Here is a 13,418-nt window from a genome sequence, read left to right as displayed (position 1 = left end):
GGGCTGCAGAACTAAGCGGGACCGAACTAAGGTAAAATAAGTGGAACCGGTACACTTTTATGTCACAGGCGCGGGCTCACCGTCAAGCCCTAGGCTGAAAAGGTTCCAGGTGTCCAGGAAGTGCCAGGCAAGGAGTAGGCGTGCAGAAACAACCGACCATCCGCGATGTTGCCCAGGCGGCCGGGGTGTCCGTTGCGGTCGTCTCCCGGGTGCTGAATCCGGGTTCGGGCCCGGTCGCCGCGGCCACGCGCGGGAGAGTAAACGAGGTGATGAAGAACCTTGGTTATCACCCCCGCACGGCAGCCAGGGAGCTCAAGTACGGCCCGCCCACAACGCTGGGGCTGCTGCTCGCCGATGTCTCCAACCCCTTTTTTGCCCGGCTCGCCGACCGGGTGGTGCAGGAGGCGCACTCCCGCGGAATCCAGGTGCTGCTGATGACCACGCAGGAGGATGACCAGCTGGAGTCAGAACGTCTGGCGACATTAATCGAACGCAGGGTCAGTGGGATTATTGCGACCCCGACCGGCAACAACCTTGCCACCTGGAAGCAGCTCCAGGATCTGGGAACTGAGGTGGTCTTTGTCGACCGGTCAATTCCTTCGCTTCCCGAGGTTGACGTTGTCAGCATCGATAACTTCGAATCCGCCCGGGCTGCAACGGCCCTTCTTGCAGCCCACGGCCACCGGCGCATCGGAATCATCTCCGGGCCGGCTTCCTCCACTACCGGAAGGGACCGGATTGCCGGCTATCGGCAAGCCCTGGAGACGGCCGGCTTGGAGCCGGATGAGCTCCTGATACGGCATGCCGCGTTCCGCGGCCCTGCCGGGGGAGACGCCGCGTCGGCGCTGCTCAATATCGAAGAGCCGCCCACCGCTTTGGTGGTGGCAAACACTGCCCAGGTAACCGAAGTTCTGCGGCGCCTTTCCCATGCCGGGATCGACATTCCCGGGAGGCTGTCCGTCATCGTCTTCGAAGATTCACCCTGGACCGAACTCATGACCCCGGCCCTGACGATCGTCAAACAGCCCATAGATCTGCTCGCCCGTCATTCCGTGCAGCTCGCGTTGTCCAACACGCAGGGCAAGACGTCGGAAAAACGCAACGTCATCCGCGTAGCCGCCGAACTGGTTGAGCGGTCCAGCGTTGCCCGGCTGCAGTTATCGAAGTAACCAAACGGGCATCCGCTCCTGAATGGTTTACAGCAGCGCCGGGCCTATGGTAAAAAAGTGTACCGGTTCCACTGGTACCACGATCTTCCATCCTGGTCTGCAAGCGTGCACCTGCACGCCTGACTTCTATCTGGAAGGCGCTGGGCACGCGGGACGAGAGAGCAGCAAGAGCAGTTCTCGGCCATATCTGCACAGCCCAGTACGCCGCAATTACCGCCGTCAAAGCATCAGTACCCTGTCCCCCTAGGTCAGGAACCAGCAAGTATTCAAAGGAGAATCAGATGCCAAAGCGCATCCTGGCCGCCGCAGCTGCGGCCGTTGCACTCACCGTTACTACTGCCCTCACCGGTTGCGGCGGGGCCCCGGGTGCCGGCGCGGCCAGCACCACGATCCGCCTCGGCATCGGCGACCCAGCAACCTCTTCCATGGGCGTGAGCGCAAAGCACTTCGCCGACAAGGTTGCCGAGCTGAGCGACGGCAAGGTCAAGGTCGAGACGTTCCCCGACGGCACCCTCTTCGGCGGAGACCAGAACGCCGCCGTCAACCTGCTTGGAAACGGCACGCTGGACTCCACCATCATGTCGACCTCGGTGTACGCGTCCTTCGAGCCGAAGATGAACGCCGTCAGCCTTCCCTATCTCTTCAAGGACTCGGAGGAGGTCACCAAGTACTTTGAAGGCGAGCCGGGCAAGGAACTGCTGGGCTCACTGGACAAGCTGGGCATCAAGGGCGTGTCCATGCTGACCCGTACCCCCCGGCACACCACCAACTCGATGCGCCCCATCACCCAGCCCGAGGACTTCAAGGACCTGAAGCTCCGCGTACCGCAGAATGACCTCTGGGTTAAGTTCTTTGGCTCACTGGGCGCCAACCCGACGCCGATGGACTTCAAAGAGGTTTACACCGCCCTGCAGCTCGGCACTATCGACGGCCAGGAAAACCCTCTGGAAGTACCAGTCAACAACAAGTTCTTCGAAGTCCAGGACTACCTCTCCTTGACGGGCCACATCTCCGACGGGCTCGTCCTCGGGTTCAGCAAGAAAAAGTGGGACTCCTTCGATGAGGACACCCGGAAGGTCCTGCAGGAAGCTGCAGACGAGACCGCTGATTTCAAGACAAAGTACGACAACGACGAAGCCACCAAGACCCTCGACAAGCTGAAGGGCGAAGGCGTGAAGATCAACGAGCTGACGCCCGAAGCACGGGAAGAGTTCCAGGCGGCGGCACAGAAGGTTTACCCCGAGCTTGAGGGCAAGGTTGGCAAGGAATTCGTCCAGTCAAGCCTCGAATTCCTCGGACGTTAAGATGACGGGTCCAGTGCAGGAGACAAGTTCAGTGCATGATGATGGGACCACCCCAGTCCGGGGGGCCGAACACCAGGCGGCCGAAGATAGCATCCAGGTGGTTCCGGTCAGCGACGTCTCGGAACCTCATGGTCTGATCTGGAAGGCCGTGGATGCTCTCCTCTTCGTCGGCATCTGCGCGATGCTGCTCAGCCTTGCTGCCCAAATGGTCAGCCGGCAGATGGGAGCCTCGCTGTCGTGGACCGAGGAACTGACCCGTTTCCTGTTCATGGACACCACCTTCCTGGGGATGGCAGCAGGCTTCCGGGCTGCCGTGCACCCGCGGGTGAACTTCGTTGTGGCGTGGGGACCAGCCTGGCTTAAAAAGGTCAGCATGCATCTCTACGCCGTCTGCGGGACCGTCTTCTTCAGTGTCCTGATCTACAAGACGTGGGAACTGATGCTGCAGCAATACTCCGCTGGAGAGTCCAGTCCTGCCCTGGGACTCAAGATGTTCCTGGTAACCCTGCCCCTTGTGATCAGCGCGGCACTCGCCATCGTCGCCCACATCACGACCGTCTACTTCTCCCCGTATATGCGTAAGAGGATCCTCAAAGGAGAGATGATCGCATCATGAGCCTGACCCTGCTGGGGATTTTCCTCCTCCTGCTGCTGCTGGGCGTTCCGCTCTCAGTCTCACTCGGCATCGGCGTCATCGCCACGCTGCTGATCTTCGATATTCCCCTCGAACTGTTGCCGCAGTCCATGATGAGCTCCATGAACAGCTTCCTGCTGGTTGCTGTCCCCTTGTTCGTCCTGGCCGGCAACCTCATGTCCGGAGGGGGTATTTCGGATCGCATCTTCCGTGGCGCCGAAGTCATCTTCGGCCGCTTCCGTGGCGGCCTTGGCCAGGTGAACATCGCATCGAGCGCGGTCTTCGGCGGCATCTCCGGTTCCTCAGTCGCCGACATCGTCAGCCTTGGCAAGATCGAGATCAAAGCCATGACTGACCATAAATACCCGAGGCCTTACGCGGCAGCGATGACCATGGTCACGGCCACCCTGTCCTCACTGATACCGCCGAGCATCCTTATGATCATCGCCGCTTCCACAGCGAACGTCTCGGTAGGCGCCGCCCTGGCAGGAGGATTTGGCCCGTCCGTTGTCCTGATCATCGTCCTGATGCTTGTGAACTTCTTCCTGTCAGCACGTCACGGTTACGGCGAGGTCTCAAGGACGCCTTTCAAGAAGGGCCTTAGGATCGTCCTCGAGGGAATCCCTGCCATGGGCGGCCCAGTGATCATCCTGGTAGGCATGTTCAGCGGGCTCGTCACCCCCACGGAGGCGGCCGCCGTCGCCGTCTTCTACAGCCTGTTGGTCGGCATCTACGTCTACCGGGACATGAAGTGGCGCCAGATGCCCAAGATGATCGTGGACGCCGGCCTCACCACCGGCACTATCCTGCTCATCGCCATGATCGCCGGCGTCGCCTCTTACATCTTCACCATTGACGGGCTGCCGGCGAAGGTCAGCAGCTGGCTGTTGAGCGTCAGTACTGACCCCACCATCGTCATGCTGCTGATCGGCATGATCCTGATCATCATCGGAACTGTGATGGACAAAGTCGCAGCCATCCTGCTGTGCACACCGGTGCTCATGCCCGCGGCTGTGTCTTCCGGTGTGGATCCCATCCACTTCGTCGTCTTCCTCGTTGCCGCCCTTGCCGTCGGACTGGTCGTGCCGCCTGTCGGCGTCTGCCTGTTCGCGGCGTCCTATGTCAGCGGGCTGCCGATGGAAAAGATTGTGAAGGCCGCGGTGCCGCTCTACGTGGTCATGGTGGTTGCCGTCGTCATGCTGGCCATCTTCCCGCAACTTATCCTGTGGCCATCCAATCTCCTGGCCAACCAGTAACGCCTTCCCTCAGTTCGCTAACCCCATTCACTAAAGGATCCCAATGCCTGAACCTGACCGCCCAGCACTTGCCCTGATGGGACTAGGGCCGATGGGCGAACCCATGGCGCGGCGGCTGCTGAAGGGCTACGGCGAGTTGACAGTCTGGAACCGGACAGCTTCAAAGGCGGAGGCCTTGGTTGGCCTGGGCGTCCGCGTTGCGGCCTCACCTCGTGAGGCGGCTGCCGACATAGTTCTCACCGTGCTGCCGGACCTAAACCACGTCGAATCGCTGCTTCCGGGAGAAGAGGGCCTGATAGCCGGATGGACAGCAAGGGGCATTTCCCGGCCCATACTCGTCGTGCACGGGACAGTCTCGCCGGGGGCAGTGGCGGCATTTGGCGAACGGATGCTTCGCGAACATGGGGTCCGAGTCCTTGACGCCCCCGTCAGTGGCGGCACCGTGGGCGCCGAAAACGGCACCCTGAGCATCATGGTGGGCGGGGACGCGGACACGTTCAGCTCGGTCGTCCCGGTGTTCGAGTTGGTGGGCAGCACCATCCGGCACATGGGTTCCGGGGGTTCGGGCGCACTGGCCAAGGCCTGCAACCAGGTCGTGGTCGCCGGCACGGTCACGGCAGTTTCCGAAGCTATGCTTCTCGCGCGCGGCGGGGGACTGGATCCATCGGTGATGCTTGAACTGCTTCGGGGTGGGCTGGCCGACTCCGAAGTACTGCGCCAAAAAGGGCACAGATGGATTGACGGCGACTTCACAGGTGGCGGCAGCGCCCGAAACCAGCTGAAGGACCTCAACTTCGTGCTCGGAGCGGCCAGAACAGCACACCTGGAGCTACCGCTGAGCTCGGTAATCCAGGATCTTTTCGAGGATATGGTCGAGCGGGGCGACGGCGCCCTTGACCACACAGGAATCTTCCGGACCCTTGCTCAGCGCAACGGCGCTTTCACTGAGACCTGAGAACCTCCACGCAAGCGAGGGGATACCCCTACGCGCCGGCAAAGTCGAGCAGGACCTTCCCGGACTCGGCCGAGTTCCTGGCCGTTTCGAAAGCTTCGAGGCCGCGTTCCAGCGGGAAGACGTGGGTGACCACCGGATCCACGAACAGGGACCCGTCGGCCAGCGCAGTGACGACCTGGTCGATCTCGTCATTGAACCTGAACGAGCCCAGCAGTTCCAGTTCCCGCGTGATGGCCAGTGAAATCAGGACAGGCTGCGGTCCGGACGGCAGCAGGCCGACCATCACCACCTTTCCGCCGCGGACCGCTGCCTTGATGGCCGTCGCCAGTCCGTGGTGGGAGCCGGAGGACTCGATGACGACGTCGGCCTCAACCGCAGCCAGTGCTTCAGCGTCGCTTGCTTCCAGCACCTCGTCCGCACCCACTGCCCGGGCGATTTCCAGGGGTTTCCGGTGCAGGTCCGTCGCCACGATCCGGGCCGCGCCCGCGCGCTTGAGGACGGCAACGGTCAGTGTGCCGATCGGGCCGCAGCCCACCACCAGGGCAGTCTTGCCCCTGACGTCACCGGCGCGGGCCACGGCATGCCAGGCCACGCTGGCCGGCTCGACCAGCGCCGCCGTCTTCAGGTCCAGTCCCGCCGGCAGGACCCGCAGCATCCGCGACGGCAAGGTGGCGTACCTGCTGAAGGCCCCGTCCGTATGCGGGAACCGCGCGGCACTCCCAAGATAGGTGCAGCCGGGGGACAGGTTGGGCCGGTCGTCCGGATACCTGGCGTAGGCAGGACCGTCTCCCGGCCCGGGCGTGGCCGGGTGCACGGCGACCGGTGCGCCCTCCGCCGGTCCGGATCCGTCAGCTGCCGCACGGATGACCGTCCCCACGATCTCGTGCCCCAGCACCATCGGGGCCTTCAGGACCGATTCCCCGGCCGCGCCGTGCAGCCAGTAGTGCAGATCGGAGCCGCAGATGCCGCCGTAGGCGATCTCCACCACTGCCTGGTCGGGACGGGCCGCCGGCAGCGGGATGCTTTCAATGCGCAGGTCGCCTGCAGCATGGGCGACGACGGCGGGACCCGCCGCCGGAAGTTCGGCCACGGTACGCATCAGACCACCACCGTCATTCCGCCGTCGATGAAGATGGTTTGGCCGTTCACGAAGTCCGAACCGCTGGAAGCCAGCCAGACTGCCGGGCCGGCCAGGTCCTCCGGCGTGCCCCAGCGGTGCGCAGGGGTCCGCCCGAGGATCCAGGAGTTGAACTGCTCGTCATCCACCAGGTTCTGGGTCATCTCGGTGTGGATGTAGCCGGGTGCCAGCGCGTTGATCTGCAAACCGGCGGCCGCCCATTCCGCCGTCATGGCGCGGGTGAGGTTCCGCAACCCGCCCTTGGCGGCGATGTACGGTGCGATGGTGGGCCGGGCCAGGTCCGTCTGGACCGAACAAATATTGATGATCTTGCCGCGGCCCCGGGGGATCATGAAGCGGGCCGCCGCCCTGCCCACCAGGAACGCGCTGGTGAGGTCGGTGCTGATGACCCGCTCCCAGTCCTTGACGTCCAGGTCAAGCATGGCCACGCGGTGCTGGATGCCGGCGTTGTTGACCAGGATCTCCAGCGGACCCACATTTTCTTCCACCCACGCCATAGCGTCAGCAACTTCAGTGTCATTGGTGACGTCGAAGGCGCAGCTGTGGATCCGGCCCGGCGCGAAATCGGCGGCCATTGCGGCTTCGGCGGCCTTGAGCCGTTCCGGGTTGACGCCGTTCAGCACCACCGTGGCGCCGGCGTCCGCCAGGGCCCGGGCAAGGGCATTGCCGATTCCACGGCTTGATCCCGTGACCAGGGCTGTACGTCCGGTCAGGTCGAAAAGGGCGGTCATGACAAAGTCTCCTTGATAGTCGCCGGAGCGTTCCCCGGGGAAGCGGTGCCGAGGTTGGCAATGGCCTGCCGCACTACGGCCAGGTCGAAGTCTCCCAGGCCCTGCCTGATGAGGTGGGCATAGAGTTCGACGCCGGCAGATGCCATCGGTACCGCGGCACCAACGCTGCGGGCACTTTCCAGCACGAAGGACAGGTCCTTGTGCATGAACTTGGCCGGTCCGGTTGGCGTGTAATCCTCCGCTGCCAGCCGCGGGCCCACCACCTCCAGCACCCGGCTGGCTGCGAGCCCGCCGGACAAGACGTCGAAGAGTGCTTCGACGTCGAGTCCGGAGCGTTCCGCAAGCCCGGCCGCTTCGGCGAGGGCCGCCGTCGTGGTGCCCACGATCAGCTGGTTGCATGCCTTCGCCAGGGACCCGGCGCCCAGCCCGCCGAGCCGGCGCACTGTTGTGCCCATGGCCTGCAGCGCGGGCAGTGCCCGCGCAAAGTCCTCCTCGGAACCGCCGGCCATGATGGCCAGCGTCCCCTGCTCCGCGCCCTGCGTGCCGCCGCTGACGGGGGCATCAAGCACTGCGGCGTTCCCGGCGCTTGCTTCGCGCACGGCGTGGCCGAAGGCCTGGACGCCCACGGGCGAAACGCTGCTCATCACCACCACAAGCGTTCCCGGTGCGGGCGGTGAGGCCCGCCACGCGTCGAGGAGCCCGCCCGCAGCCTCTTCGATATGGGGAAGATCCGGGAGCATGAAGATGATGACGGGTTCGTTTCGAAGGTCTTCCACTGTTGTGGCGGCGGACCCACCCAGGCGGACGAGGTCCTCAACTGCCGACGGCGAGCGGTTCCATCCGGTAACGCCCCACCCCGCTGTGAGCAGGTTCGCGGCCATCGGGGCGCCCATCAGCCCCAGCCCGACGAAGCCTGCGCGCTGCGGAGGATCGGAAGGAGCAGGGGGAGCGGGGGAGGTGCTGGCGTGCTTCATGTTCAACCTTTTGGTGACCTGTGGGATGTGGGGAGTGCTTGGGCTGCTGACGACCCCTGGGGGCGGCCCCCGCAGAGGCCGCCCCCAGGGGTTTCAGGGACTGCTACCTGGCGTCCTCCACCACCACCAGGTCGCGCCCGTTCGTTTCGGGTGTGAAGAACGTGGTGATGAAGGAGATTGTTGCCAGGACCAGCGAGTACAGCGCGGGAACCAACCAGGAGTGGTTGGTTGCGGCGAGCAGGGCAACGCCGATCATCGGGGCGAAGCCGCCGGCCAGGACCGCCGAAAGTTCACGGCTCAGGGCCACGCCGGTGAACCGGTGCTGGGAACCGAAAAGCTCGGGCAGCATGGCGCACTGCGGGCCGAGCATGGACTGCACGCCAAGGGCGATGCCCACCACCATGACTGCCCATACCAGGGCGGGGTTGCCCAGCGTGACCAGGTAGAAGGCCGGCAGTGCAATGAGGGCCTGGAAGAGGGCGCCGTAGCGGTAGACGGGCACCCGGCCGAACCGGTCGGACAGGGCACCGAAAGCGACCACCATGACGGCCGCGCAGCCGGCGGCGATCAGCAGGCCGGTGGGACCAATGAACTTGTCTCCCGGGAAGACGCCTGCCGGAAGGCTGATGAACGAGACCAGCAACGCCGAGTAGACCGATGAGTTGCCGTTCTCGCCCATCCGCAGGCCGATGCCGACAAGCACGTTCTTCTTGGAGTGCTTCCAGATCTGGCCCACAGGGTTCTTGACCACGGCCTTGTGCTTTTCAAGCTCCTGGAACACCGGGGTTTCCTTGAGCCGCAGCCGGATGAAGACGGCGATGACGATCAGGATGACGCTGGCCAGGAACGGCACCCGCCAGAGCCAGCCCTGCAGGACCTCCTTGTCCGCGAGGGCCATCAGGGCGAACGTGCCGGCACCGAGCAGGGTGCCGAGCTGGATGCCCACGAAAGGCAGCGAAGCGAAGAAACCACGACGGCGGGGCGGGGCCACCTCGGAGATCAGCGTGGTGGCGCCCGCCTGCTCGGCGCCGGCTCCCAGGCCCTGGAGGATGCGCAGGGCCACCAGTAGGACGGCACCGAGCATTCCCGCCTGTTCAAACGTGGGCAGGAGGCCAATGGCGAAGCTCGCCATGCCCATCAGGCCGATGGTGAGGATCAGCACCATCTTGCGGCCGAAACGGTCTCCGATGTAGCCAAAAACCACGCCGCCGAACGGCCTTGCGGCAAAGCCGACGCCGTAGGTTGCGAAGGAGGCGATGACGGCGCCGCTCTCACCCAGGGGGGAGAAGAACAGGGGGCCGAAGATCAGCGCTGACGCCAGGCCGTAGATGTAGAAATCGTAGTATTCGAGGGCTGACCCCACGGAGCTGGCAAGAGTTGCCCTTCGCAGCTGTTCCGGTTCGACGACGGCGCCGCCCGCCTCAATCTGCGGTGATTTAGTACGAGTTGTCACAGTAACTCCCTTAAACGCACTCCAGGCCCACGTTGGCCTGGTGGTGGGATAGCAACGACACCCTGTTGCGTCGATCACTATGCTGAACACAATACAGCAAGTTGAACAAACGGCAAGGGTGTGGACTTTGTGACGGGAAAATCCCCGCGGCGGGCGGGATCAGCCCATGGGATTGCCCAGCGAGTGGGCCAGTTCCTGGAGTTCCTTGACCATCTGGGCGCCCTGCTCCGGGGTGTAGGTGGCCTTGAGGGCCGTCACGGACAGGCCAAGGCTGGGGCCGTGGGCTCCCCGGGTGGGGACGGCAACGGCAAGGCAGACCACGCCCGTGGTGGACTCCTCGTCCTCGAAGGCGTAGCCCTGTTCGCGGATGGTCCGCAGCTGGGCCTTGAATTCCGCACCCGTGCGCAGCGACTTAGGCGTCAGCACGGGCAGCTCGGCGTCGTCGGGGAAGAGCTCCTCGATGTCATGGTCGTGCAGCCGCGCGATCAGTGCCTTGCCCACCGCGCAGAGCGAGACGGGCATTTTGTCGCCGATATTCGACGTCAGGCGCACCGCGGGGTGCCCCTCGTAGCGGGCGAGGTAGATGACGTTCAAACCGTCAAGCATGGCGATGCGAACGGTTTCGCCGGAGAGGACGGGGGCCTGCTCGCAGTAGCGGTAGAACTCCTGCACCTCATCCAGGCGGCCAAGGTAGGCCGCGCCAAGCTCAACCAGCTTGCGGCCCAGGGTGAACTCGCTGCCCTGGCGGCTGATGAGCCTGGCTTCCTCCAGCGCCAGCAGCAGGTTGGACGTCGACGACTTGGGAATGCCTACTTCACGCGAAAGGTCGCTGAGCGTGAGGCGGCCGGTGGCGGAGGAGGCCAGCGCATCCAGGACGGCAGCCGCCCGGGTCACGGCGGGGGCTGGGGAAGCGGTGCCCTGGTTGTCTGATGAACCTGGGTTGCGGGAATCGGCCATGATTCTCCTTCGGGTTGCCGCGGCAGGACGAGCGGTGTTCATGTGACTGAACACCATCCATCATAGAGGGCGCTTCTCATCGCGCCGAAGCCGTGCATTAACCCGAAGGCGGCAGGCAGGGTCAGGAGATCCTGTTGGACAGGATCCCGATCCGCTCCACCATAATCTCCACGTGGTCGCCCGGCTGAACGGCCACTGCCGTCCCGGGAGCACCTGTCATGAGCACGTCGCCGGGTTCCAGGGTCAGCCAGGACGTGACGTACACAAGGCACTCCACCACTGAGGAGGGCAGGTTGTGCGTCCCGGAGTTGGCCCGTGCCGTCCCGTTGACAATCACATCGATGCCCACGCTGTCCGGATCCGGGATGTCTGTTTCTATCCACGGGCCAAGGGGCGTGTAGTTCACGCCGGCCTTGCCCTGGAAATTCCGTTCATCCACCAGGCCCTGGTCCGCGTTGGTCACGTCATTGACGCAGGTATAGCCGAGGACATGCTCCAGCGCGTTGCCGGGCGTCAGGTCCTTCGCCTGTTTCCCGATGACCATCGCGAGTTCGCCTTCCACATTGACCGTGCCGCGGTCCCGGGCCGCGACGACCGGATCGTTGGGATCCGCGAGGGTGTGCACGGACTTATGCCAGGCCTGGATGGGCAGCGGATGGTCGTTCAGTGTCCGGTTGTGCCCGATTCCAAGCACCACCGCGGGCCGGACCGGGGCGAGGAATACGGCGTCGGCGTGCGGGGTGGTGTGCCCCGTGTAGCTGAGGGGCTCCGCGAACGGGTCAACAATGTGGTGCCATGTCCCGTCCCGCTCCACTGCATGCCGGGCGCCTTCTGCTGTCTTGATGCGTGCGATGCGCATGGATCTCCTGATCGTGCTTCGGCCGGCGGGTTTAGTAGAAGTGGACCGTGTCCACGAGGTGGGGGAGGTCGCCGCCGTCGAGGAAGGTCCGCAGGTTGCTGCAGAAGCGTTCGGTAATGAGGCGGTTCTCCGCGGCGCTGAGGGCGGAGGTATGCGGGGAAACCATCACCTTGGGGTGCTCCCACAGGGGGCTGTCCTGGGGGAGGGGTTCGATGGCGAAAACGTCCAGGCAGGCGTAACTGACCTGGCCGTTGTCCAGGGCTTCCAGCAGTGCCTCCTCGTCAACGACGGTGCCGCGGCCCACGTTGACGAAGACCGTCCCGGGCTTCATGGCGGCGAAGACTTCCCGGTTGAAGAGCTTCTCGGTGAATGCCGTGCCGGGCAGCGTATTGACCACCGCATCGGCCGTGGCCAGGAGGCCCGGCAGGCCGGCGTTGTCCACCACATGGTCGATGCCGTCGATGGGTTCCACTGAGCGTTTGGTCCCGCTGACCTTCATTCCCAGCGCCCTGGCAATCCGTGCCGTCTCCAGTCCGATCTCGCCCAGTCCCGTGACCACCAGGGTGGAGCCGTTGACGAGGCGGGTGGGAATCCGGAGGTCCGGCCAAATCTTGGCGGCCTGGTCCCGGGCCAGTTCCGCGCTCCGCTTGAAGCCGTTGAGGATCCCCAGCGCTGCGAATTCGGCGAGCGGCAGGGCATGGACGCCTGCCGATGTGGTGATCCTGAACTTCTGCAAGGTCTCCTGGTCCAGGCCTGACGCCTTGACGGCCCCGCCCGCGCCTGCTGCCATCGCGTGGATCCACTGCAGGTGGGGATTTTCGCGGGCGATGCGGGCAAGACCGGCAGGACTTTCGTTGGGGAAGCCGTACAGCACCTGCGCGCTGTTGAGCATGGCCCAGTAGCGTTCTTCCTGGTTGGGGGTTCGCTTGAACGCGGGGTCGCCGGAGTGGTCGGCGGGGAACCGCTCCGGTGGGAGGAGGTCCGGCTCGTAGCGGACAGTAACGGAAGGGTCGACGGCGCGGATCTGCTCCACCAGCTCGGCTTCGAGGGGTACAGCGATCGCGACTGTAAGAGAGGAAGTCATTCGTTCACTATACTGGCTGATGGCTAATATGCTGAACAAATTTCAGCGTCTAGTACCGGATGTCGGCCTGAAGCCCATAGTGGTCCGACGGATAGATGCCGGCCACCGGGGTGGTGCCGAGCAGGGCTGCTGCCCGCGGATGCCCGGCTCCGCCCCGCCGGGGTGCGGCGGTGAAGATATAGTCGATCCGCCGGTCCGGCCACAAGAGCTGGGCTGCCCCTGGATTGGCATTGGACCACGTGCTGCCCGTCATGCCCGGTGCCGCCACGTCCCAGGCATCGTAGAAGGACAAACCGGGAACCGGCGCTGCCGCACGGCCCGTCATGAGGCGCATTTCATCGCTGTCGGGATCGGCGTTAAAGTCCCCGCACACGACCAGGGGAGTCCGCTCATCCTGTGCCGCATGCAGGTGGGCGATCAGTCCGCGGACCGCATCCTGCCGTGCCTGGCTTTCGTCAAGCCACCACGCGTCCATCACCACTCCGTACACCTGGATTGGTCCACGCGGGCCGTCCACACGGACGTACTGCACCCGCAACGCACCAAAGCTTAAGCCCGCTGCATCGGCCACGGGCCACCTGGACAGGACCGCAACCCCCGAGAGTGCTGACTCGTCCTCCTGCGCCGGAACCCCGGTGAAGGCGTGGTACGGCAGCCCCAGGGGGCCGGCCAGCCTCGCGGACTGGCTGTCGTCACCCTTTGACCAGGACTCCGCCAGCACAAGAAGATCAGGCCTTGCCTCCAGCAGCGTGGAAGTTATCGCCGCTTCCCGCTCCTGCCAGGGGCCGTACAGCCCCCACACGTTCCAGGTGACCACGCGGGCCGTGGTCCTGATCAGCTCGCCGTAAAAGTACGGCGGAATGTCCAGGTGCTGCGCCATCCATCCATCCTGCCCGCACACCCC

At 64.5% G+C, this 13,418-nt stretch carries 13 protein-coding genes; 5 read left to right on the top strand and 8 right to left on the bottom strand.

The window, feature by feature from the left end; genetic code table 11:
* The first annotated feature begins 140 nt into the window (after positions 1 to 140).
* The 5 genes from G205_RS07115 to G205_RS07095 all read left to right on the top strand — a co-directional run bounded on the left by G205_RS07115 (position 141) and on the right by G205_RS07095 (position 5,318).
* Complete coding sequence (locus G205_RS07115; protein ID WP_009357380.1) at positions 141 to 1,169, top strand: LacI family DNA-binding transcriptional regulator; 1,029 nt, start codon at positions 141 to 143, stop codon at positions 1,167 to 1,169.
* A gap of 281 nt (positions 1,170 to 1,450) precedes the next feature.
* A complete protein-coding gene (locus G205_RS07110) occupies positions 1,451 to 2,473 on the top strand; it encodes a DctP family TRAP transporter solute-binding subunit (protein WP_009357379.1) in 1,023 nt (340 codons plus the stop codon).
* 31 nt (positions 2,474 to 2,504) lie between these two features.
* Positions 2,505 to 3,089 carry a TRAP transporter small permease gene (locus G205_RS07105; RefSeq protein ID WP_009357378.1) on the top strand — a complete coding sequence of 195 codons (585 nt, stop codon included), beginning with the start codon at positions 2,505 to 2,507 and terminating at the stop codon, positions 3,087 to 3,089.
* Positions 3,086 to 4,363: a TRAP transporter large permease gene (locus G205_RS07100; protein WP_009357377.1), complete on the top strand. Its 1,278-nt coding sequence runs from the start codon at positions 3,086 to 3,088 to the stop codon at positions 4,361 to 4,363. Before G205_RS07105 ends, G205_RS07100 begins: the two co-directional genes overlap by 4 nt.
* 43 nt (positions 4,364 to 4,406) lie before the next feature.
* Positions 4,407 to 5,318, top strand: a complete 912-nt coding sequence (locus G205_RS07095; RefSeq protein WP_009357376.1) for an NAD(P)-dependent oxidoreductase — start codon at positions 4,407 to 4,409, stop codon at positions 5,316 to 5,318.
* Between the two features lie 28 nt (positions 5,319 to 5,346).
* Here the strand turns inward: G205_RS07095 and G205_RS07090 are convergent, their stop codons facing one another.
* The 8 genes from G205_RS07090 to G205_RS07055 all read right to left on the bottom strand — a co-directional run bounded on the left by G205_RS07090 (position 5,347) and on the right by G205_RS07055 (position 13,394).
* Entirely contained in the window at positions 5,347 to 6,417 is a 1,071-nt protein-coding gene (locus tag G205_RS07090; protein ID WP_009357375.1) for an L-idonate 5-dehydrogenase, read from the bottom strand.
* On the bottom strand, positions 6,417 to 7,187 hold the full coding sequence (locus G205_RS07085) for an SDR family oxidoreductase (protein WP_009357374.1): 771 nt from the start codon (positions 7,185 to 7,187) through the stop codon (positions 6,417 to 6,419). The genes G205_RS07090 and G205_RS07085 overlap by 1 nt, the downstream gene beginning before the upstream one ends.
* Complete coding sequence (locus G205_RS07080; RefSeq protein ID WP_009357373.1) at positions 7,184 to 8,161, bottom strand: NAD(P)-dependent oxidoreductase; 978 nt, start codon at positions 8,159 to 8,161, stop codon at positions 7,184 to 7,186. Before G205_RS07080 ends, G205_RS07085 begins: the two co-directional genes overlap by 4 nt.
* Before the next feature lie 103 nt (positions 8,162 to 8,264).
* Positions 8,265 to 9,614 carry an MFS transporter gene (locus G205_RS07075; RefSeq protein WP_035752299.1) on the bottom strand — a complete coding sequence of 450 codons (1,350 nt, stop codon included), beginning with the start codon at positions 9,612 to 9,614 and terminating at the stop codon, positions 8,265 to 8,267.
* A gap of 159 nt (positions 9,615 to 9,773) precedes the next feature.
* The gene (locus G205_RS07070) at positions 9,774 to 10,571 is read right to left on the bottom strand and encodes an IclR family transcriptional regulator (RefSeq protein ID WP_009357371.1); all 798 of its coding nucleotides are present in this window, start codon (positions 10,569 to 10,571) and stop codon (positions 9,774 to 9,776) included.
* A 121-nt stretch (positions 10,572 to 10,692) separates the two neighbouring features.
* Positions 10,693 to 11,430 (bottom strand): fumarylacetoacetate hydrolase family protein, encoded by a 738-nt coding sequence (locus tag G205_RS07065; protein WP_009357370.1) that lies wholly within the window; start codon positions 11,428 to 11,430, stop codon positions 10,693 to 10,695.
* A gap of 31 nt (positions 11,431 to 11,461) precedes the next feature.
* Complete coding sequence (locus tag G205_RS07060; protein WP_009357369.1) at positions 11,462 to 12,514, bottom strand: D-2-hydroxyacid dehydrogenase; 1,053 nt, start codon at positions 12,512 to 12,514, stop codon at positions 11,462 to 11,464.
* A gap of 49 nt (positions 12,515 to 12,563) precedes the next feature.
* Positions 12,564 to 13,394, bottom strand: coding sequence for an endonuclease/exonuclease/phosphatase family protein (locus G205_RS07055; protein WP_009357368.1), 831 nt, complete (start codon positions 13,392 to 13,394; stop codon positions 12,564 to 12,566).
* Positions 13,395 to 13,418 lie beyond the last annotated feature (24 nt).

This window comes from Arthrobacter nitrophenolicus (assembly GCF_000332815.1).
Lineage (GTDB): Bacteria > Actinomycetota > Actinomycetes > Actinomycetales > Micrococcaceae > Arthrobacter > Arthrobacter nitrophenolicus.
Note: the sequence above shows the minus strand (reverse complement) of the source record. Positions and strands in the feature narration are given on the sequence as shown.

What these genes read in the sequence shown, in the direction of transcription:
- G205_RS07070 (WP_009357371.1), bottom strand. Translation starts at nt 10,571, where the DNA reads ATGGCCGATTCCCGCAACCCAGGTTCATCAGACAACCAGGGCACCGCT.
- G205_RS07055 (WP_009357368.1), bottom strand. Translation starts at nt 13,394, where the DNA reads ATGGCGCAGCACCTGGACATTCCGCCGTACTTTTACGGCGAGCTGATC.
- G205_RS07100 (WP_009357377.1), top strand. Translation starts at nt 3,086, where the DNA reads ATGAGCCTGACCCTGCTGGGGATTTTCCTCCTCCTGCTGCTGCTGGGC.
- G205_RS07080 (WP_009357373.1), bottom strand. Translation starts at nt 8,161, where the DNA reads ATGAAGCACGCCAGCACCTCCCCCGCTCCCCCTGCTCCTTCCGATCCT.
- G205_RS07085 (WP_009357374.1), bottom strand. Translation starts at nt 7,187, where the DNA reads ATGACCGCCCTTTTCGACCTGACCGGACGTACAGCCCTGGTCACGGGA.
- G205_RS07065 (WP_009357370.1), bottom strand. Translation starts at nt 11,430, where the DNA reads ATGCGCATCGCACGCATCAAGACAGCAGAAGGCGCCCGGCATGCAGTG.
- G205_RS07090 (WP_009357375.1), bottom strand. Translation starts at nt 6,417, where the DNA reads ATGCGTACCGTGGCCGAACTTCCGGCGGCGGGTCCCGCCGTCGTCGCC.
- G205_RS07110 (WP_009357379.1), top strand. Translation starts at nt 1,451, where the DNA reads ATGCCAAAGCGCATCCTGGCCGCCGCAGCTGCGGCCGTTGCACTCACC.
- G205_RS07095 (WP_009357376.1), top strand. Translation starts at nt 4,407, where the DNA reads ATGCCTGAACCTGACCGCCCAGCACTTGCCCTGATGGGACTAGGGCCG.
- G205_RS07060 (WP_009357369.1), bottom strand. Translation starts at nt 12,514, where the DNA reads ATGACTTCCTCTCTTACAGTCGCGATCGCTGTACCCCTCGAAGCCGAG.